At 63.8% G+C, this 1,675-nt stretch carries 1 protein-coding gene; it reads left to right on the top strand.

Annotated features, from left to right (window positions below; translation table 11 throughout):
* Window positions 1–1,675, top strand: a 1,675-nt coding sequence (locus JYJ84_RS36045; RefSeq protein ID WP_205190240.1) for an efflux RND transporter permease subunit, incomplete at both ends; no start/stop codon positions are given.

Genomic DNA, 1,675 nt, shown 5'->3' on the forward strand with positions numbered 1-1,675 from the left:
CGTCGCGCTGATCCTGACGCCGGCACTGTGTGCGACGATCCTCAAGCCGATCCCGCAAGGGCATCACGAGGAGAAGAAGGGTTTCTTCGGCTGGTTCAACCGGACCTTCGATCGCAGTCGCGACCGCTATACGGGCGGCGTGAACCACGTGATTCGTCGCTCGGGACGCTGGCTCGTGATCTATCTGGCCGTGTTCATTGCGGTCGGCGTGATGTTCGTGCGCCTGCCGAAGTCGTTCCTGCCGGATGAAGACCAAGGCTACATGTTCATGATCGTGCAGACGCCGTCCGGCTCCACGCAGGAAACGACCGGCAAGACGCTCGACAACATCAACACGTACCTGACCACCACCGAGAAGGACGTGGTCGACTCGGTGTTCACGGTCAACGGCTTCAGCTTCGCGGGCCGCGGCCAGAACGCCGGTCTCGTGTTCGTGAAGCTGAAACCGTACGAGCATCGCCAGCGTTCGGACCAGAAGGTGCAGGCGCTGATCGGCCGGACCTTCGCGCACTACGCGCAGTACAAGGACGCGATGGTGATCCCGTTCAACCCGCCGTCGATTCCCGAGCTCGGTACAGCCGCTGGCTTCGACTTCGAGCTGACGGACAACGCCGGTCTCGGCCACGAAGCGCTGATGGCTGCACGCGGGCAGTTGCTCGGGATGGCCGCGAAGGATCCCTCGCTGGCGCTGGTGCGCCCGAACGGCCTGAACGATACGCCGCAGTACAAGGTCGACATCGACCGCGAGAAGGCGAATGCGCTCGGCGTGACGGCGGCTGCGATCGACCAGACGTTCTCGATCGCGTGGGCATCGCAGTACGTGAACAACTTCCTGGATACCGACGGCCGGATCAAGAAGGTGTACGTGCAGTCGGATGCGCCGTTCCGGATGACGCCGGAAGACATGAACATCTGGTACGTGCGCAACAGCGCGGGTGGCATGGTGCCGTTCAGTGCGTTCTCGACCGGCCACTGGAGCTACGGTTCGCCGAAGCTCGAGCGCTACAACGGCGTATCGTCGATCGAGATCCAGGGGCAGGCTGCGGAGGGCAAGTCGACCGGCCAGGCGATGGCCGCAATGGAAGCGCTCGCGAGCAAGCTGCCGGAAGGTATCGGCTACTCGTGGACCGGCCTGTCGTTCCAGGAAATCCAGTCGGGCTCGCAGGCGCCGATCCTGTACGCGATCTCGATCCTCGTCGTGTTCCTGTGTCTGGCAGCGCTGTATGAAAGCTGGTCGATCCCGTTCTCGGTGATCATGGTGGTGCCGCTCGGCGTGGTCGGCGCGCTGCTCGCGACGATGCTGCGCGGTCTCGAGAACGACGTGTTCTTCCAGGTCGGCCTGCTGACCACCGTGGGCCTGTCCGCGAAGAACGCGATCCTGATCGTCGAGTTCGCACGCGAGTTGCAGGCGAGCGAGAACATGGGGCCGGTGCGCGCGGCGATCGAGGCGGCGCGTCTGCGGCTGCGTCCGATCCTGATGACGTCACTCGCGTTCATGCTCGGCGTGTTGCCGCTTGCGATCAGCAACGGCGCGGGTTCGGCGAGCCAGCACGCGATCGGCACGGGCGTGCTTGGCGGGATGGTCACGGCAACGTTCCTCGCGATTTTCATGATCCCGATGTTCTTCGTACGGGTTCGCGCGATCTTCAGCGGCGAGACGGAAAACGTCGACGAT

Origin of the sequence: Burkholderia sp. LMG 13014, from assembly GCF_905232215.1 — a bacterium.
Taxonomy (GTDB): Bacteria; Pseudomonadota; Gammaproteobacteria; order Burkholderiales; family Burkholderiaceae; genus Burkholderia.